This window comes from Streptomyces cellostaticus (assembly GCF_023630175.1).
GTDB classification, from domain to species: domain Bacteria; phylum Actinomycetota; class Actinomycetes; order Streptomycetales; family Streptomycetaceae; genus Streptomyces; species Streptomyces cellostaticus_A.
On the sequence record NZ_JALLIN010000024.1, the window covers coordinates 14,107 to 32,640 of the forward strand.

Annotated in this window: 16 protein-coding genes; 10 read left to right on the plus strand and 6 right to left on the minus strand. The window is 71.6% G+C overall.

Annotated features, from left to right (window positions below):
• Positions 1 to 155: 155 nt before the first annotated feature.
• Positions 156 to 1,835 carry a BACON domain-containing protein gene (locus MXD57_RS16785; RefSeq protein ID WP_250402265.1) on the minus strand — a complete coding sequence of 560 codons (1,680 nt, stop codon included), beginning with the start codon at positions 1,833 to 1,835 and terminating at the stop codon, positions 156 to 158.
• Between the two features lie 195 nt (positions 1,836 to 2,030).
• On the opposite strand from MXD57_RS16785, the gene radA reads away from it, so the two are divergent.
• Together radA and disA are read left to right on the plus strand one after the other, a co-directional pair.
• Positions 2,031 to 3,440: a DNA repair protein RadA gene (gene radA, locus MXD57_RS16790; protein ID WP_250402266.1), complete on the plus strand. Its 1,410-nt coding sequence runs from the start codon at positions 2,031 to 2,033 to the stop codon at positions 3,438 to 3,440.
• A gap of 81 nt (positions 3,441 to 3,521) precedes the next feature.
• The gene (disA, locus tag MXD57_RS16795) at positions 3,522 to 4,646 is read left to right on the plus strand and encodes a DNA integrity scanning diadenylate cyclase DisA (RefSeq protein ID WP_250402267.1); all 1,125 of its coding nucleotides are present in this window, start codon (positions 3,522 to 3,524) and stop codon (positions 4,644 to 4,646) included.
• A gap of 115 nt (positions 4,647 to 4,761) precedes the next feature.
• Here disA and MXD57_RS16800 read toward each other — a convergent pair whose 3' ends face one another.
• Entirely contained in the window at positions 4,762 to 5,580 is an 819-nt protein-coding gene (locus MXD57_RS16800) for a hypothetical protein (RefSeq protein WP_250402268.1), read from the minus strand.
• A 192-nt stretch (positions 5,581 to 5,772) separates the two neighbouring features.
• Between MXD57_RS16800 and MXD57_RS16805 the strand changes: the two genes are divergently transcribed.
• From MXD57_RS16805 to cseC, 5 genes are all read left to right on the plus strand, one after another.
• Entirely contained in the window at positions 5,773 to 6,648 is an 876-nt protein-coding gene (locus MXD57_RS16805) for an A/G-specific adenine glycosylase (protein WP_250402269.1), read from the plus strand.
• A gap of 275 nt (positions 6,649 to 6,923) precedes the next feature.
• Positions 6,924 to 7,463 (plus strand): SigE family RNA polymerase sigma factor, encoded by a 540-nt coding sequence (locus tag MXD57_RS16810; RefSeq protein ID WP_250402270.1) that lies wholly within the window; start codon positions 6,924 to 6,926, stop codon positions 7,461 to 7,463.
• A 35-nt stretch (positions 7,464 to 7,498) separates the two neighbouring features.
• A complete protein-coding gene (locus MXD57_RS16815) occupies positions 7,499 to 8,104 on the plus strand; it encodes a hypothetical protein (protein WP_250402271.1) in 606 nt (201 codons plus the stop codon).
• 43 nt (positions 8,105 to 8,147) lie between these two features.
• Positions 8,148 to 8,852 (plus strand): two-component system response regulator CseB, encoded by a 705-nt coding sequence (gene cseB / locus MXD57_RS16820; protein ID WP_250402272.1) that lies wholly within the window; start codon positions 8,148 to 8,150, stop codon positions 8,850 to 8,852.
• Between the two features lie 12 nt (positions 8,853 to 8,864).
• Positions 8,865 to 10,217: a two-component system sensor histidine kinase CseC gene (gene cseC, locus MXD57_RS16825; protein ID WP_250402273.1), complete on the plus strand. Its 1,353-nt coding sequence runs from the start codon at positions 8,865 to 8,867 to the stop codon at positions 10,215 to 10,217.
• A gap of 132 nt (positions 10,218 to 10,349) precedes the next feature.
• On the opposite strand, the gene MXD57_RS16830 is transcribed toward cseC, so the two are convergent.
• Positions 10,350 to 11,924 (minus strand): MDR family MFS transporter, encoded by a 1,575-nt coding sequence (locus MXD57_RS16830; protein ID WP_250402274.1) that lies wholly within the window; start codon positions 11,922 to 11,924, stop codon positions 10,350 to 10,352.
• Between the two features lie 121 nt (positions 11,925 to 12,045).
• On the opposite strand from MXD57_RS16830, the gene MXD57_RS16835 reads away from it, so the two are divergent.
• Positions 12,046 to 12,645 (plus strand): TetR/AcrR family transcriptional regulator, encoded by a 600-nt coding sequence (locus MXD57_RS16835; RefSeq protein WP_250402275.1) that lies wholly within the window; start codon positions 12,046 to 12,048, stop codon positions 12,643 to 12,645.
• 1 nt (position 12,646) lies between these two features.
• Here MXD57_RS16835 and MXD57_RS16840 read toward each other — a convergent pair whose 3' ends face one another.
• Positions 12,647 to 13,198, minus strand: a complete 552-nt coding sequence (locus tag MXD57_RS16840; RefSeq protein ID WP_250402276.1) for a M23 family metallopeptidase — start codon at positions 13,196 to 13,198, stop codon at positions 12,647 to 12,649.
• Positions 13,199 to 13,752: 554 nt separating this feature from the next.
• On the opposite strand from MXD57_RS16840, the gene MXD57_RS16845 reads away from it, so the two are divergent.
• The gene (locus MXD57_RS16845) at positions 13,753 to 14,388 is read left to right on the plus strand and encodes an HAD family acid phosphatase (RefSeq protein WP_250402277.1); all 636 of its coding nucleotides are present in this window, start codon (positions 13,753 to 13,755) and stop codon (positions 14,386 to 14,388) included.
• A gap of 76 nt (positions 14,389 to 14,464) precedes the next feature.
• Here the strand turns inward: MXD57_RS16845 and MXD57_RS16850 are convergent, their stop codons facing one another.
• The gene (locus tag MXD57_RS16850; protein ID WP_250402278.1) at positions 14,465 to 16,990 is read right to left on the minus strand and encodes an ATP-dependent Clp protease ATP-binding subunit; all 2,526 of its coding nucleotides are present in this window, start codon (positions 16,988 to 16,990) and stop codon (positions 14,465 to 14,467) included.
• A gap of 430 nt (positions 16,991 to 17,420) precedes the next feature.
• Here MXD57_RS16850 and MXD57_RS16855 point away from each other — a divergent pair, with 430 nt between their 5' ends.
• The gene (locus MXD57_RS16855; RefSeq protein WP_250402279.1) at positions 17,421 to 18,113 is read left to right on the plus strand and encodes an SCO3374 family protein; all 693 of its coding nucleotides are present in this window, start codon (positions 17,421 to 17,423) and stop codon (positions 18,111 to 18,113) included.
• On the opposite strand, the gene MXD57_RS16860 is transcribed toward MXD57_RS16855, so the two are convergent.
• Entirely contained in the window at positions 18,092 to 18,427 is a 336-nt protein-coding gene (locus MXD57_RS16860; RefSeq protein ID WP_199211446.1) for a histone-like nucleoid-structuring protein Lsr2, read from the minus strand. The two genes, MXD57_RS16855 and MXD57_RS16860, sit on opposite strands and share 22 nt — an antisense overlap.
• Positions 18,428 to 18,534 lie beyond the last annotated feature (107 nt).

Consider the following 18,534-nt stretch of genomic DNA (forward strand, 5'->3'; position numbering starts at 1 on the left):
CCCCCGGCCGGTGGGCCGGGGACGGACCTCCGCGACAGCCCCCAGGGCCTCGTCCTCGGGTCGTGCCGGGCTCGCGGGCCCCGTCGCGGCGCGCGGGCCCGTCGCGAGCGTCCCGGACGCCGCGAGCCTTCCGGCAAACCTTTCCGGTCACAGCACTAACCGTCCGACGGGTCCGGGTCGCCGTCGTCGATGGGCGGTGGGGTCGCGCTCGGCGGGTCGGACGGTGTCGGATCGGCCGGGGTGGACGGCGGGTCCGAGGGCGAGGGCGGCGGACTGGATGGCGGGTCGGTGTGGGCCGGTACCGACGGGCTCGGATCGGGGGCGGGCGCCGAGGGCGGGGCCGTGGGTCCGCTGGGGACGGCGCCGTAGCCGTCGATCGTGACCACGGCACCGGCCGGTGCGACGGCCACCTGCGCGTGCCAGTGGCCGGACGGCTCGCGCAGCCGGTCCACGTGCACCCTGACCGTGAAGCTCTCGCCGGGCCGGAGCGTTCCCGCCGACCGGCTGAAGTAGAGCCAGTACGCGGAGGTGGACACGGACCAGCGGACCGGCCCCGAGCCGGACGCGGTGAGCGTGATCAGCGTGGTGTCGCCGTCGGTGCGCGCGCCGACCGCGAGGTCCCCGGAGCCCTTCCTGCCGGCCCCGCCCACGCCGACGACCCTCACGGAGACGTCCGCCGCGCCCTTCCCGCCCGGGGCGCCGGACGGCTTCACCCGGGCGTTCCCGGCGTTCTCGTAGCCGCTGCCGGTGCCGCCGCCGAGCGCGTCGGGGCCCTGCGCCTCGCTCGCGGGTCCCCCCGGGCGGCCGTCCTCGCCGGGGGCCGGAGCACTCCGGTAGGCGGCCCACAGGGCCAGTACGGGGGCGGCGACCACGGTGGCGACGACGGTCGTGGTGACGGCACGCGCGCGGAGGCGGTCGCGGCGGGCCGCGCGGTCCTTCGGGTCCATCGGGAAGCCGCGCCGGTCGAAGCGTGGCGCGCCCGCACCACGCGCGCGCGGCTGGTGCGCGAGGGCGACGTGCAGCGCCGCGCGGGGCGCCGGCAGGACCGGCAGCTCGGCCGGGGTGACCGTGGCGCCGGGCCAGCGGCCGGGGACGGCGCGCTCGGCGGTGCGGCGGCAGCGGGGGCAGTCGTCGACGTGCCGGACCAGCTCGCGGCGCAGGGTGGTGCTGAGGACCAGCCGGCTGTCACCGGTGAGGTGGGCCACGCTGGGGCAGCCGCCGGTCTCGACCACGGCGAGCGCGGCGCGGGTGCGCTCGACCTCGCAGGCCGCGGAGGCCAGCAGCTCGCGTGCGGCGGCGGGCGCCATGCCGAGCACGGCGGCGACCTCGCGCGCCTCCAGGTGGTGGCGGACGGCGAGCTCCAGGGCCTCGCGCTGTTCGGGCGAGGTGCCGGCCGCCTCCGGCCAGGCGAGCAGGGAGAGTTCACCGCGCCGCTGCTCCAGGACCTCCGGGGCCACGGGCGGCTCGGACTGCGTCTTCGCGGCGGCCGGACGGCCCGAGGCGTGGGTGGCCTGACGTCTCTGCCGGGCCTCGGCGAGCCCGCGCAGGCACGCCCAGCGGGCCAGCGCGTACAGCCAGGCCCGCCGGTCGACGGCCTCCGGGACGCGCTGTCCGCGCCGCTCGGCCAGCGCCAGGACGTCCCCCAGGGCGGCGGTGGCCGCGTCGTGGTCGCACAGCACCGACAGGCAGTAGGTGAACAGACCGTCCAGGTACGGCTCGTAGCGGGTCTGCGACCGCTGCGCGAGGGTGCGCGCGGCGGCTCGGTCGCGCGCCTCCCGGTGCGTCCGATGTGCGCCGGTGGTGCGGGTCGTCGTCTCCGGACTGCTGCTCATCACCCGTGCGACCGTAGGCGGCGGCGCGGTGCTCCTTCCGGCGCCTTGAGCTCTTTTAATTCTTACGGGTGAAACGATCCCTCATAAGGGGACAGGAACCTTTCGTTCCACGACCCGGACCCGACGGTCGTGACCGATACCGGCCGCTCCCGGGCGGCCCGCGGGGGCGTTGTCGGTGCCGCGGGCTACGGTTTGGGCATGGCTGCCCGTACCAAGACCACCAAGGACCGACCGTCCTACCGCTGCACCGAGTGCGGCTGGCAGACCGCCAAGTGGCTCGGCCGCTGCCCGGAGTGCCAGGCCTGGGGCACGGTCGAGGAGTACGGCGCGCCCGCGGTCCGCACGACGGCGCCGGGCCGCGTCACCAGCTCTGCGCTGCCCATCGGCCAGGTCGACGGCCGGCAGGCCACCGCCCGCACGACCGGCGTGCCGGAGCTGGACCGGGTGCTCGGCGGCGGTCTGGTGCCCGGCGCGGTGGTCCTGCTCGCGGGCGAGCCCGGCGTCGGCAAGTCCACCCTGCTGCTGGACGTCGCCGCCAAGTCGGCCGGCGCCGAGCACCGCACCCTGTACGTGACCGGTGAGGAGTCGGCGAGCCAGGTGCGGCTGCGCGCCGACCGCATCGGCGCCCTCGACGACCACCTGTACCTGGCCGCCGAGACCGATCTGGCGGCGGTCCTCGGCCACTTGGACGAGGTGAAGCCGTCGCTGCTGATCCTGGACTCGGTGCAGACCGTCGCCTCGCCCGAGATCGACGGCGCGCCCGGCGGCATGGCCCAGGTGCGGGAGGTGGCCGGCGCCCTCATCCGCGCCTCCAAGGAGCGCGGCATGTCCACGCTGCTGGTGGGCCATGTCACCAAGGACGGCGCGATCGCCGGACCCCGGCTGCTGGAGCATCTGGTGGACGTCGTCCTGCACTTCGAGGGCGACCGGCACGCCCGGCTGCGTCTCGTCCGGGGTGTGAAGAACCGCTACGGCGCCACGGACGAGGTCGGCTGCTTCGAACTGCACGACGAGGGCATCACGGGTCTCGCCGACCCGAGCGGACTGTTCCTGACCCGTCGCGCCGAACCGGTCCCGGGCACCTGCCTGACGGTCACCCTGGAGGGCCGCCGCCCGCTGGTGGCGGAGGTGCAGGCGCTGACCGTGGACTCCCAGATCCCCTCTCCGCGCCGGACCACCTCGGGCCTGGAGACCTCCCGGGTGTCGATGATGCTCGCGGTGCTGGAGCAGCGCGGGCGGATCAGCGCGCTCGGCAAGCGGGACATCTACTCCGCGACGGTGGGCGGGGTGAAGCTCTCGGAGCCCGCCGCCGACCTGGCCATCGCCCTGGCGCTCGCCTCGGCCGCCAGCGACACCCCCCTGCCCAAGAATCTCGTCGCCATCGGCGAGGTGGGACTCGCGGGCGAGGTCAGACGGGTCACGGGCGTGCAGCGCAGGCTCTCCGAGGCACACCGGCTGGGCTTCACGCACGCGCTCGTACCGGGTGATCCGGGAAGGGTCCCGGCCGGGATGAAGGTCCTGGAAGTCGCCGACATGGGGGACGCGCTCCGGGTGCTGCCGCGCTCCCGTCGCCAAGAGGCCCCACGGGAGGCGGAGGACCGCCGGTAGACTTTGCCCAGGTCTCGCCCGTCCGTACGAACCGAGTGCGCACGACGGCAGCGCCCCAGAACCTGCGACCGGAGGAGTGCAGTGGCAGCCAACGACCGGGCAGCAGCTCCCGGAAAGTCCGGTGGGAGCGCCGGCTCCGATCGCCTGATGCGTGCCTCGCTGAGCGCCGTGGCTCCCGGCACGCCGCTGCGTGACGGCCTGGAGCGGGTGCTGCGCGGCAACACCGGCGGACTCATCGTCCTGGGCTCCGACAAGACCGTCGAGGCGATGTGCACCGGCGGCTTCGTGCTGGACGTGGAGTTCGCCGCGACGCGGCTGCGGGAGCTGTGCAAGCTGGACGGCGGCATCGTGCTCTCCTCCGACATGTCGAAGATCCTGCGGGCCGGCGTGCAGCTCGTCCCGGACCCGACGATCCCGACGGAGGAGACCGGCACCCGGCACCGCACCGCGGACCGGGTCTCCAAGCAGGTCGGCTTCCCGGTGGTCTCGGTCTCCCAGTCCATGCGGCTGATCGCTCTCTACGTCGACGGCCAGCGCCGCGTCCTGGAGGACTCCGCCGCGATCCTGTCCCGCGCCAACCAGGCCCTGGCCACCCTGGAGCGGTACAAGCTGCGCCTGGACGAGGTCGCGGGCACGCTGTCGGCGCTGGAGATCGAGGACCTGGTGACGGTCCGGGACGTCTCGGCGGTCGCCCAGCGCCTGGAGATGGTCCGGCGGATCGCCACCGAGATCGCCGAGTACGTGGTCGAACTGGGCACCGACGGCCGTCTCCTCGCGCTCCAGCTCGAGGAGTTGATCGCCGGTGTGGAGCCCGACCGCGAACTGGTCGTCAGGGACTACGTCCCCCAGCCCACGGCGAAGCGGTCCCGCACGGTGGACGAGGCGCTCGCGGAGCTGGACGCCCTGACCCACGCGGAACTCCTCGAAATGGGCACGGTGGCGCGGGCGCTGGGTTACACCGGCTCCCCCGAGACGCTCGACTCCGCGGTGTCCCCGCGCGGCTTCCGTCTCCTGGCGAAGGTGCCGAGGCTGCCGGGCGCGATCATCGACCGCCTGGTGGAGCACTTCGGCGGCCTGCAGAAGCTGCTCGCCGCGAGCGTGGACGACCTCCAGACGGTGGACGGCGTCGGCGAGGCCCGGGCGCGGAGCGTCCGCGAGGGCCTGTCCCGGCTGGCCGAGTCGTCGATCCTGGAGCGCTACGTCTGACCGGCCCCGGCCGCCGGCACCCGTGCCGCCGGAGCGGCACGGGCACGGCGGCGCGCGCGGCTGGGGTGGGCGCCCTCGGGCCGGCCGGCGCAAACGGGGCCGGCCGGCGCAGGTGTCAGTCGGCCGACAGCACGAACGAGGCCTGCGCCTCGGCGAGCCCCGCCGCCTTGGCCTCCAGCAGATACGTCCCGGTCTTCGCCGTCCCCGCCGGAGGCGTGGCGCACTGCGGCGCACTCGGCTTCCGGTCCCACTTCACGGTGTACGTGATGCTCCGGCCCGCACCGACCCGGAAGAGCAGGCTGGCGGGGCCCTTCGGGCAGTCGGCCGAGGACCAGTACGCGTCGTCGCCCTCCGCGGGCGTGACGGTCAGCACCGCCTTCTTCGGCCCGAGGTCGACCTTGCAGTCACCGGAGCCGGTGTTCTTCGCGACGAGTTCGAACTCCGGGGTCTGGTCCGGCGAGTAGGAGTTGTGCACGCTGCGCAGGGTCAACGTGAGCGCGCCGGGCGCGCAGTCGGGCAGCGAGGACGACGCGGGCAGCGCGTCGCCGGTGCCGACCCCGCCGCCCTCCGCGGCCGAGCCACCGCCCGCGCCGGAGCCGTCTCCGGAGCCCGCCGAACCGGAGCCGCCCTTGCCGTCCGAGCCGGAGCCGCCCGGGGAGGAGCCGCTCCCTGCGGTGTCCCCGCCGCCGGACTCGTCGCGCCCGCCCGGGTGTTGGCTGTAGGCCGGTCCGGACGAGGAGGGCCCCGGCGTGATGGTGGACGCGGGATTCTTGCCGTTCGGCCCGTCGGCGCCGTTCTTGCCGCCCCCGCCGCCCGACGTCACGATCCAGGCGGCCAGCAGTGCCAACAGGGCGAGAACGGACAGCATGAGGACCCTCCGTCGCCAGTAGATGGAGGAGGGAAGCGGCCCGACCGGATTGCGCAGAGATCCCACGGCGCAAACTGTACGAGAGATCACCGCTCCCGCTCGCGCCACCCGCCGCCCGGAGCACAACTTTTCCGGATCATCATCCCGGCAACTGCCGCGGACGAAAGGGTTCTTCACCCAGTGCGAACGCGACGCGACGCTCCGCTACCGCGCCGGCGTCGGCCGCAACCCGCCGAGCCGTGGCAGGATCGGAAGGCCATGACTGAGAAGCTGCACGCTCCCGTGATCGCCTGGTTCGACTCCCACGCCCGCGACCTCCCCTGGCGCCGCCCGGATGCGGGCCCCTGGGGCGTGATGGTCAGCGAGTTCATGCTGCAGCAGACGCCGGTGAGCCGGGTGCTCCCCGTGTACGAGCAGTGGATGGAACGCTGGCCCCGCCCCGCCGACCTCGCCAAGGAGGCTCCCGGAGAGGCGGTGCGCGCCTGGGGCCGGCTCGGCTATCCGCGCCGCGCCCTGCGGCTGCACGGAGCGGCCGCGGCCATAACGGAACGGCACGGCGGTGACGTACCGACCGACCACGCGCAGCTCCTGGCGCTGCCCGGGATCGGCGAGTACACGGCCGCGGCGGTCGCCTCCTTCGCCTACGGTCAGCGCCACCCGGTGCTGGACACGAACGTGCGCCGGGTCTTCGCGCGCGCCGTGACGGGCGTGCGCTATCCGCCGAACGCCACCACGGCCGCCGAGCGGCGGCTGGCCCGGGAACTGCTGCCGGAGGAGGAGGGGACGGCCGCGCGCTGGGCCGCCGCCTCCATGGAGCTGGGCGCACTGGTGTGCACCGCGAAGAACGAGGGCTGCCCGCGCTGCCCGATCGCCGCGCAGTGCGCGTGGCGGCTCGCGGGCAAGCCGGAGCACGAGGGCCCGCCGCGCCGCGGCCAGACGTACGCGGGCACGGACCGCCAGGTGCGCGGCAAGCTCCTCGCCGTGCTGCGGGAGGCGCACGCGCCGGTGCCCCAGACGGCACTGGACCGGGTCTGGCACGAGCCGGTGCAACGCGCCCGCGCGCTCGACGGGCTCGTCACGGACGGTCTGGTGGAGCCGCTGCCGGGCGGCCTGTACCGGCTGCCGCTGACCTGACCCACGGCCAAGTCACGGCCGATGGGCGTTCGTTACGAAGCCACCCGGCCGACGAAACGCTGAATAGCGGGACATAAGCGCCGCGTTCCTTACCCCCTGCCTACTTCCGTTACACAACCGACGGACAGCCGATTGCCGGCCGCAGGCTGCCGCGCACAGCCTCGTGACAACCGCTCCGTAGCTTTCTTCCCGTGCCCGGCCGACCAACGGGCAGGCAGCACGGCGGGACTTCGGGCACGGAGCCGGAAGTACACGGGGAACGGAGGCGGTCCATCATGGCGCAGGGTGAGGTGCTCGAGTTCGAGGAGTACGTCCGCACCCGGCAGGAAGCGCTGCTGCGCAGCGCCCGCCGGCTGGTCCCGGACCCGGTCGACGCCCAGGACCTGCTGCAGACCGCCCTGGTGCGGACCTACGGCCGCTGGGAGGGCATCGCCGACAAGCGGCTCGCGGACGCCTATCTGCGCCGGGTGATGATCAACACCCGTACCGAGTGGTGGCGGGCGCGCAAGCTGGAGGAGGTCCCCACCGAGCAGCTTCCCGAGCCGTCCGTGGAGGACGCCACCGAGCAGCACGCCGACCGGGCCCTGCTGATGGACATCATGAAGGTGCTCGCTCCGAAGCAGCGCAGTGTCGTGGTGCTGCGACACTGGGAGCAGATGTCCACGGAGGAGACCGCGGCCGCCCTCGGTATGTCGGCGGGTACGGTCAAGAGCACGCTGCACCGGGCGCTCGCCCGGCTCCGCGAGGAGCTGGAGGCCCGCGATCTGGACGCACGCGCGCTGGAGCGTGAGGAGCGGGAGCGTTGCGCGGCCTGACCGGGGCCGGGCCCGAACGGGCCCCAGGCAGTTCAATGGCGGTGATCGCGGCAACGTCCTCGTTCACCGCCCTCGCCCTTTTCGCCGCCGCCTGCGGCACCGGGGGGACCGGCGCGCGGGACGAGGGCCCGGCGCACGCCTCCGCGATGGCGGGCGCCGTCGCCTCACCGCCGCCCAGTCCGTCCGGCGCCTACCGGCGGGTGGACGCGGTGGCGCTGCTGCGGCACGACCCCGCGGTCTCGGCCTCGGTCAAGCGCGACCTCAAGCCGTGCAACGGCGACGACTACCCGGTCGACGTGTCCTACGGCGACCTGACCGGCGGCACGGTGAGCGACGTCGTCGTCAACGTGCTGACCTGTGCGGACGCGGTGGGCGTCGGCTCGTACGTGTACCGGGCCGAGCACGGCGCGTACCGGAACGTCTTCCGGTCCGAGGAGTCGCCGGTCTACGCGGAGATCGTCCAGGGCGTCCTGACCGTGACCCGGCAGGTGTACCGCAGGGGTGACCCGATCTCCCGCCCGTCCGGTGAGGACGTCATCCCCTACGAGTGGAAGGCGGGGCGCTTCGCCCAGGGCAAGCCCGTCCACAACGACTACAGCAAGTCCGTCGGCGGGGACCCGACCCCCGCGACGGACAACTGACCGACCACGAGCACGCAAGCACACGAGGACTGAGAGCACCGGGATGGCAGACCAGACCCACGTCCTGTTCGTCGAGGACGACGACGTCATCCGCGAGGCCACCCAGCTCGCCCTGGAGCGGGACGGCTTCGCGGTGACCGCCATGCCGGACGGGCTCTCCGGGCTGGAGTCCTTCCGGGCCGACCGGCCCGACATCGCGCTGCTCGACGTCATGGTCCCGGGCCTGGACGGCGTCAGCCTGTGCCGCCGCATCCGGGACGAGTCGACGGTGCCGGTGATCATGCTCTCGGCGCGCGCCGACTCCATCGACGTCGTCCTCGGCCTGGAGGCGGGGGCCGACGACTACGTGACCAAGCCGTTCGACGGTGCCGTCCTGGTCGCCAGGATCCGCGCGGTGCTGCGGCGCTTCGGGCACGCCGGCGGGGCCGCGCCCGGCTCCGCGGCCGCGGCGGACCCGGACGGCGGGCCGCTGGTCTTCGGCGAGCTGGAGATCGACACCGAGGGCATGGAGGTGCGCCGGGCCGGACGCCCGGTGGCGCTGACCCCGACGGAGATGCGGCTGCTGCTGGAGTTCTCCGGCGCGCCCGGCACGGTGCTCTCCCGCGACAAGCTGCTGGAGCGGGTCTGGGACTACGGCTGGGGCGGGGACACCCGGGTCGTCGACGTCCATGTGCAGCGACTGCGCCAGAAGATCGGCCAGGACCGGATCGAGACGGTCCGCGGGTTCGGCTACAAGTTGAGGGCCTGAGCGGAGCGGGACATGCGGGGGATCATTCGGCGCCCGATGCGGCGCGTGGAGCGGGCGGGGCTGCGGAGCGGACTGAGATGGAAGCTGAGCGCGGCGATCGCGCTGGTGGCCGGCCTGGTGGCGATCGCGCTCAGCCTCGTCGTGCACAACGCGGCCCGGGTCTCCATGCTGGACAACGCCCGTGACCTGGCCAACGCGCGGGTCCAGATCGCGCAGCGCAACTACGAGCTGGGCGGACGGCCGAACTTCCCGAGCATCAGGATCGACGACCCGGAGCTGCCGCCCCCGCTGCGCGACAAGGTGAGGCAGGGCCGACGGGCCAGCTACGTCAGCGACCGCGGCACCGGGCCGGACATCTGGGCGGCCGTGCCGGTCAAGGACGGCCATGTGCTCTCCCTGCACAGCAACTTCCCGGACCGCTCCACGGACGTGATGAAGGACCTCGACCAGGCGCTGGTCATCGGCTCCATCGCGGTCGTGCTCGGCGGCAGCGCGCTCGGCGTGCTGATCGGCGGTCAGCTCTCGCGGCGGCTGCGCAAGGCGGCGGCCGCCGCGGGCCGGGTCGCCAAGGGCGAGACGGACGTACGGGTGCGCGAGGCCATCGGCGGAGTCGTGCGGGACGAGACCGACGACCTCGCGCGCGCGGTGGACGCCATGGCGGACGCGCTGCGGCAGCGCCTGGAGGCCGAGCGGCGGGTGACCGCGGACATCGCGCACGAGCTGCGCACCCCGGTCACGGGTCTGCTGACGGCCGCCGAGCTGCTGCCGCCGGGGCGCCCCACGGAACTGGTGCTGGACCGGGCGAAGGCGATGCGCACCCTGGTCGAGGACGTACTGGAGGTGGCCCGGCTGGACGGCGCCTCGGAACGGGCCGAGCTCCAGGACCTCATGCTGGGCGAGTTCGTCGCCCGGCGGGTCGCGGCCAAGGATCCGGACGTCACCGTGCGGGTGGTGCACGAGTCCGAGGTGACCACCGACCCGCGCCGTCTGGAGCGGGTGCTGTTCAACCTGCTGGCCAACGCCGCCCGGCACGGCAGGCCGCCGGTGGAGGTCACCGTCGAGGGCCGGGTCATCCGGGTCCGCGACCACGGCCCCGGCTTCCCCGAGGGCCTGCTCGCCGAGGGACCCAGCCGGTTCCGCACCGGCAGCAGGGACCGTGCCGGCCAGGGCCACGGCCTGGGCCTGACCATCGCGGCCGGCCAGGCGCGGGTGCTGGGCGCCCGGCTGACCTTCCGCAACGTACGCCCGGCCGGGGCCCCCGGACACATCCCCGCGGAGGGCGCGGTGGCCGTCCTGTGGCTCCCGGAGCACGCGCCCACCAACACCGGCAGTCATCCCATGCTCCCGCTGTCCGGGGGGCGTTAGGGCCTGTTGCGGGAGTCCCGCCCGCCCCACGGGCGGACGACGGGACTCCCGCAACGGGCCCCAAGGGCTGACGCCGGACACGATGGAGGCCCCCGGGGCGGACACCGCCGGGGCCTCGGGACCGGGAGGGGCTCAGACGGCCTCGGTCACCTCGGGCTTCTGGGGGCCGCCCTTGAGCGGCACCTCCTTCACGAACAGCGCCGCGATCAGCACGACGACCGCGATCACCGAGCCCAGCAGGAACGCCGAGTGCGTGCCGGCGGACACCGCGTGCTGGTACGCCTCCCGCGCCTGCACCGGCAGCTTCGCCAGGCTCGCCGCGTCGAGCTGCGCCGACGTCTCGGTGACCTTGGAGCCCAGCGCGCCGGCCTTCTCCGACATGACGTCCTGCACCCTGTGGTTGAACAGCGCGCCCATGACGGCCACACCGAAGGAGGAGCCGAGCGTACGGAACAGGGTGGTGGAGGAGGACGCCACACCCATGTCCTTCATCTCCACGCTGTTCTGCGCCACCAGCATGGTGATCTGCATCAGGCAGCCCATGCCGGCACCGAGCACGGCCATGTAGAGGCCGGAGGTCAGCCGTGTGGTGTCGGTGTCCATCAGCGACAGCAGGTACAGCCCGACGATCATCAGCACGCCGCCGGTGATCGGGAACACCTTGTAGCGGCCGCTGCCGGTGGTGACCCGGCCGGCCACCATCGAGGTCACCAGCATCGCGCCGAGCATCGGCAGGAGCAGCAGACCGGAGTTGGTCGCGGAGGCACCCTGCACCGCCTGCTGGTACAGCGGGAGGAAGAGGGTGGCGCCGAACATCACGAAGCCGGTGATGAAGCCGATGACCGACATCAGGGTGAAGTTGCCGCTGCGGAAGATGTGCAGCGGCAGCACCGGCTCCGCGGCCCTGGTCTGCCAGAACACGAACCCGACCAGCGCGGCCACGCCGATGCCGATCAGCTCCATGATCCGCGCGGAGGTCCAGTCGTACTCGGTGCCGCCCCAGGTGGTGACGAGCACGATGGAGGTGATCCCGACCGTCAGCAGGAGGACGCCGAGGTAGTCGATGCCGGCCTTGGACCGCTTCTTCGGCAGGTGCAGCACGGCGCTGACCAGCGCGAGCGCGACCGCGCCGAGCGGCAGGTTGATGTAGAAGGACCAGCGCCAGCCCCAGTTGTCGGTGATGGTGCCGCCGACCAGCGGGCCGCCGATCATCGCCAGCGCCATGACGCCGGCCATCATGCCCTGGTACTTGCCGCGCTCGCGCGGCGGGATCAGGTCGCCGATGATCGCCATGACGCCGACCATCAGACCGCCGGCGCCGAGGCCCTGCACGGCGCGGAAGCCGATGAGCTGGCCCATGTCCTGGGCCATGCCGCTCAGCGCGGAGCCGATCAGGAAGATCACGATCGAGCTGAGGAAGGTGGCCTTGCGGCCGAACATGTCGCCGAGCTTGCCCCAGATCGGGGTCGCCGCCGCGGTGGCCAGGGTGTATCCGGTCACGACCCAGGAGAGGTGTTCGAGGCCGCCGAGCTCACCGACGATCGTCGGCATCGCGGTGCCCACGATCATGTTGTCCAGCATCGCGAGCATCATCGCGATCATGAGCGCGAGCAGCACCACCCGTACGCTCCTGGGCTGCTTCTCCTGTTTCGCCCCTGGTTGCCCGGGCTGTTTCCGGTCCGCCGCGACCGCCTGCGTGTCCGCCATCTCTCCCACTCCCCCGAGGGCCTCTTACTTGCCGCCCGGCTAGTTCATTACAGTGGGGGAAGGTAGACCCGTCACTAGCCGGGCGTCAAGTAAGTTTTGCGGGAGCGTGAGGAGTACGAGGATGGGCGTCACCATGGACGGCACCAAGCAGCAGCGCCGCGGCAACACCCGCCAGCGCATCCAGGACGTGGCGCTCGAACTCTTCGCGGAGCAGGGCTACGAGAAGACCTCCCTGCGCGAGATCGCCGAGCGTGTCGACGTCACGAAGGCAGCGCTGTACTACCACTTCAAGACGAAGGAAGAGATCATCGTCAGCCTCTTCGAGGATCTGACGCAGCCGATCGAGGACCTGATCGAGTGGGGCCGCAGCCAGCCGCACACCTTGGAGACCAAGCAGGAGATCGTGCGGCGCTACAGCGAGGCGCTGGCCGGCGCGGAGCCGCTCTTCCGGTTCATGCAGGAGAACCAGGCGACGGTGCGGGAACTGCGCATCGGCGAGTCCTTCAAGGACCGGATGCGCGGCCTCAGGGACATCATCATCGACCCGGACGCCCGGCTCGTGGACCAGGTCCGCAGCGTGAGCGCGCTGTTCACGCTGCACGCGGGGATGTTCGTGCTGCAGGACCTGGAAGGCGACTTCGAGAAGAAGCGCGCGGCCGTCCTCGAAGTCGCCGTGGATCTCGTCACGCAGGCGCATCGAGGCGCCCGCGGTGAGCGGTAGATCAGACCTTCAGACCGTGGGCCTTCAGGAAGGCCACCGGGTTGACCGCGGAACCGTAGTTCGGGGTCGTCCGGATCTCGAAGTGCAGGTGCGGGCCGGTGGAGTTGCCGGTGCTGCCCGAAAGGGCTATGTGCTGACCGGTCTTGACGACCTGGCCGACCTTGACGTCGATCCGGGACAGGTGCGCGTACTGCGAGTACGTGCCGTTGCCGTGCTTGATGACGACGGCATTGCCGTAGGCGGGGCCGTCACCGGCGCCGTTGGGGCCGGCCTTGACGATGGTGCCGCCGTGCACCGCGAGAACCTCGGTACCGGTCGGGACGGCGAAGTCCTGACCGCTGTGCTTGTGCGCCCAGTGGCTGCCGTTCTGCATGAAGCTGGCGGACAGCGTGTACTTCTTCACCGGGTCGACCCAGGAGCCGGCCGACGGGGTGGCCGCGCTCGCGACCCCGGTTCCCACCACGGCCGTGGCGCCGATGCCGGCAGCCAGGACGGCCACGCGGGTGCGGAGCGAGGACGTACGCGAAGAACGGGACGTGAAGCGCTGGAACATCGAAACCTCGTGGGGCTAGGAAGCAGAGGGACCGTGCGACGTACGGGTGTTCGCCGCGTCGGCCGTTCATTGGTAACCCACCACCCCAGCCCCTCACAAAGCCCCGCTTCTACGGCTGTACGTAGTAGATGACTTCAAAAGCTCCCACTTGTTGACAGAGATGAACGCTTCGGACATCACCTCGCCGACCTGCGGCTTTCCCGTCACGCGACGGCACGAATGCCACAATTTGTCCCTATAGGAGATTGCACTAACCCGGGCCGTACCGGACATTTCCCCTGTGCGGCTTGTCACCGTACGGGGAGCCGTGGAGGCGTCCGGATGTGACGCGCACTACTCCCCCGGCCGGTGGGGAAGTTGGCGATTCGGGGCGCATCGGGGACCTGACACTGTGTCAGGCATCCACACCCGGACCGGGAAATGTGACGCAGACCCCTATCGGACTACCGTTCAGTAACCCTACGGTTCCTCTCGCGCCATCCTCAGCACTGATCATGCCCCTGACAGTCCACCGTTCTGGGCGTTCCAGTACGGACGTGAGAGGACCCCCACCGATGACCAGACGCCCCTGGGCGCGCCGTACATCCGTCACCGCCGTCACCGTGGCCGCGCTCGCCGCGCTCGCCGCCCCCGCCGAGGCGGCCGGGTCGGCCACGAGCACGGGCGGCACCGCCACCGCCGCGGCCGCGACCGCCAAGGTCGACTACGCCACCTGGCAGAAGGACTGCCAGGCCGTGATGGACCAGGCCCTGCCCTATCTGAAGGACCGTATCGCCGCCGCCGGACCGGGCGAGAAGCAGGCGATCGTCTTCGACATCGACAACACCACCCTGGAGACCGACTTCGGCTTCAGCTACCCGCAGCCGGCCAACAAGCCGGTCCTGAACGTCGCCAGGTACGCCCAGGAGCACGGCGTCCGGCTCTTCTTCGTCACCGCCCGCCCGGGCATCCTCTACTGGCCGACCGAGTACAACCTCGAACACGACGGCTACGACGTGTCCGGCCTGTACGTACGCGGCCTGGTCGACCTCTTCAAGAACGTCGCCACCTACAAGACCGCCCAGCGCGTGGACATCGAGAAGCAGGGCTACACGATCGTCGCGAACATCGGCAACAGCGCCACGGACCTCTCGGGCGGCCATGCCGAGAGGACGTACAAGCTGCCGGACTACGGCGGCCAGCTCTCCTGACGGCGGAACGGAGAAGGGGCTGCCCCGGGACCTCGGTCCCGGGGCAGCCCCTTTCGTCCGTCGTGACCCCGGAGGGTTACGCGTCCTTGCTCAGGTTCGGCCCGGCACCGCCGGCCGCCTGCTCGATCGGCGGGACGTCGGGCAGCGCCGACTTCTCCTCGCCGCGGAAGGTGAAGGTCTGGGAGTCGCCCTCGCCCTCGGTGTCCACGACGACGATGTGCCCGGGACGCAACTCGCCGAAGAGGATCTTCTCCGAGAGCGTGTCCTCGACCTCGCGCTGGATCGTGCGGCGCAGCGGCCGGGCGCCCAGCACCGGGTCGTAACCCTTCTTGGACAGCAGCTCCTTGGCGGTCTGGGACAGCTCGATGCCCATGTCCCGGTCCTTCAGGCGCTCGTCCACCTTGCTGATCATCAGGTCGACGATCCGCAGGATGTCCTCCTGCGTGAGCTGCGGGAAGACGACCACGTCGTCGACGCGGTTGAGGAACTCGGGACGGAAGTGCTGCTTGAGCTCGTCCGAGACCTTGTTCTTCATGCGCTCGTAGTTGGACTTCGTGTCGCCCTGGGCCGCGAAGCCCAGGTTGAAGCCCTTGGAGATGTCCCGGGTGCCGAGGTTGGTCGTCATGATGATGACCGTGTTCTTGAAGTCCACGACCCGGCCCTGGGAGTCGGTCAGGCGACCGTCCTCCAGGATCTGCAGCAGCGAGTTGAAGATGTCCGGGTGGGCCTTCTCGACCTCGTCGAACAGGACGACGGAGAACGGCTTGCGGCGGACCTTCTCGGTGAGCTGGCCGCCCTCCTCGTAGCCCACGTAGCCGGGGGGCGAACCGAACAGACGCGACACCGTGTGCTTCTCGCTGAACTCCGACATGTCGAGGGAGATCAGCGCGTCCTCGTCACCGAAGAGGAACTCGGCGAGGGCCTTGGACAGTTCGGTCTTACCGACACCGGACGGGCCGGCGAAGATGAACGAACCACCGGGGCGCTTCGGGTCCTTCAGACCGGCACGCGTCCGGCGGATCGCCTTCGACAGCGCCTTGACGGCGTCGACCTGCCCGATGACCCGCTTGTGGAGCTCGTCCTCCATGCGGAGCAGCCGCGAGGACTCCTCCTCGGTCAGCTTGAAGACCGGGATGCCGGTGGCGGTCGCGAGGACCTCGGCGATCAGCTCGCCGTCGACCTCGGCGACGACGTCCATGTCGCCGGCCTTCCACTCCTTCTCGCGCTTGGCCTTGGCGGCCAGGAGCTGCTTCTCCTTGTCGCGCAGGGAGGCGGCCTTCTCGAAGTCCTGCGAGTCGATCGCGGACTCCTTGTCCCGGCGGACACCGGCGATCTTCTCGTCGAACTCGCGCAGGTCCGGCGGCGCGGTCATCCGGCGGATGCGCATCCGGGAACCGGCCTCGTCGATCAGGTCGATCGCCTTGTCCGGCAGGAAGCGGTCCGAGATGTAGCGGTCGGCCAGGGTGGCCGCCTGCACCAGCGCCTCGTCCGTGATGGAGACGCGGTGGTGGGCCTCGTACCGGTCACGCAGACCCTTGAGGATCTCGATCGTGTGCGGCAGGGACGGCTCGGCGACCTGGATGGGCTGGAAGCGGCGCTCGAGGGCCGCGTCCTTCTCCAGGTGCTTGCGGTACTCGTCCAGGGTGGTGGCACCGATGGTCTGCAGCTCACCGCGGGCCAGCATCGGCTTCAGGATGGAGGCCGCGTCGATGGCGCCCTCGGCGGCACCCGCACCGACCAGCGTGTGCAGCTCGTCGATGAACAGGATGATGTCGCCGCGGGTGCGGATCTCCTTGAGCACCTTCTTCAGGCGCTCCTCGAAGTCACCGCGGTAGCGGGAGCCGGCGACCAGCGCGCCGAGGTCCAGGGTGTAGAGGTGCTTGTCCTTGAGGGTCTCGGGCACCTCGCCCTTGACGATGGCCTGGGCGAGGCCCTCCACGACGGCGGTCTTGCCGACGCCGGGCTCACCGATCAGCACCGGGTTGTTCTTGGTACGGCGGGACAGCACCTGCATGACCCGCTCGATCTCCTTCTCGCGCCCGATGACCGGGTCGAGCTTGGACTCACGAGCGGCCTGGGTGAGGTTCCGGCCGAACTGGTCGAGGACCAGGGACGTCGAGGGGGTGCCCTCGGCAGGCCCGCCGGCGGTGGCGGTCTCCTTGCCCTGGTAACCGGAGAGCAGCTGGATCACCTGCTGCCGCACCCGGTTGAGGTCTGCGCCCAGCTTGACCAGGACCTGGGCGGCGACGCCCTCGCCCTCGCGGATCAGGCCGAGCAGGATGTGCTCCGTGCCGATGTAGTTGTGGCCCAGCTGAAGGGCCTCGCGGAGCGAGAGCTCCAGGACCTTCTTGGCACGGGGAGTGAAGGGGATGTGCCCGGACGGGGCCTGCTGGCCCTGGCCGATGATCTCCTCCACCTGCTGGCGGACCGCCTCAAGCGAAATGCCGAGGCTCTCCAGGGCCTTAGCGGCGACACCTTCGCCCTCGTGGATGAGACCCAGGAGGATGTGCTCGGTGCCGATGTAGTTGTGGTTGAGCATCCGGGCTTCTTCCTGAGCCAGGACGACAACCCGCCGCGCGCGGTCGGTGAACCTCTCGAACATCGTTAATCGCTCCTCAGAGCGGTCAGGCAGTGGGGGGAACTTCCCCTCCCTGTCCTTCCGCAGCTTAGTCCCGCAAGCGGGGACCGCTCATTCCAACTGCCGACACCGTCGATGGCCTCCTGACCCCGAACGCCGACATCTGTCCCAACCCGATGGTGCGAGACGATGTTCCCGCAGGCCAGGCAGTTACCCCAGTCGCCAGTACGCCGATGGCGAACGTGAGACGGCCCGTCCTGCGTGTCGCCCCCTCCCACTAGGCATGTCTTACCCGCTGGGACGGACACTCCATGCCGGGTCCACCGGTTCCCTCCGCTATGGGCGAACAACCTTGCGGCTGCCCGTGGCCCCGCGCGTCCCCTTTTCGCGCACCCCACGCGACGGACGGAGCGCCCAGCGTAACCAGGGGCCCCGTTCGGCGGTTGCACCTGGCATGGCTGGCTCGGTCCCGGTGACCTCATCGGTCCCCCTTCCCCGTCGTCCGCTCGATCCGGCCCCGCCCGGTCCGCGGGCGGGCGGGGTGCCGGACGGCCCGGAGGCCGGGGTCCGGCACTGGTACGAGAACGAGCTGGGCTGGCCGACCGTGCCCGGACGGCCGCCGATGCTGGTCACAGGGGTCCGCTTCGACGTCCTGGACGTGCCGGCCGAGGCGGGCGCCCGCGCGCTCCGCCACCTCGGGCCGGGCTCCCCGGTGGCCCTGTGGGACGAACGGATGCGGCTGCTGGTGGCCGCGGGCAGCGCGGAGGAGCTGCCGGAGGTGCTGGAGTGGCTGGAGTGGCGCGGGATCGCGCTCGACCTGCGGGCGCTGGGCACGGGTGGCCTCATGGAGGCGCCCGCACGACCCGCGGAGGCCCGCTCGGGGACGCCTGCGCCGGAGCGGGCCTCCGCGGCCGGGCGCGGCTCCGTTCCCGCGCAGGGGGCCGCCGTGTGGCTGCGGCCCCCCGGGCCGGGGGGTGAGGCCGAGGCCTCGCTGCCGGCGCTGCCGGCCGTGGGGGGCCCGACCGGGGCCCCCGATCTGATGCGGCTGGTGGACACGCTGGCGACGCACTGCCACCGCGTCCGGCTGCGGCGCGCGAACGCCCGGCCGCCCCGCTGCCGGGGAAGTCAGCCGTTGGCCTTCTCGTAGGCCTCGCGAATGGACGCGGGAACGCGGCCGCGGTCGTTGACCTCGTAACCGTTCTCCTTCGCCCAGGCGCGGATCGCCGCCGTGTCCTGGTTGCCACCGGAAGCGGCGCGCGCCTTTCCGCGTCCGCCCGCGGCACGGCCTCCGGTACGACGACCACCCTTCACATAGGGATCGAGAAGGCCACGCAGCTTGTCCGCATTGGTGGTCGTGAGATCGATCTCGTAGGTCTTGCCGTCCAGCGCGAACGTAACCGTCTCGTCCGCCTCGCCGCCGTCGAGGTCGTCGACAAGAAGGACCTGAACCTTCTGTGCCACCGGATTTCCTTTCATCGATAACGTTGAGGGCCAGGGTGTGTGCGGCGCCCGCCGTTTCGCCGCCCCTGTTATATGCAGTACTGCAGTACGTCGGAAAGCAAACCGCT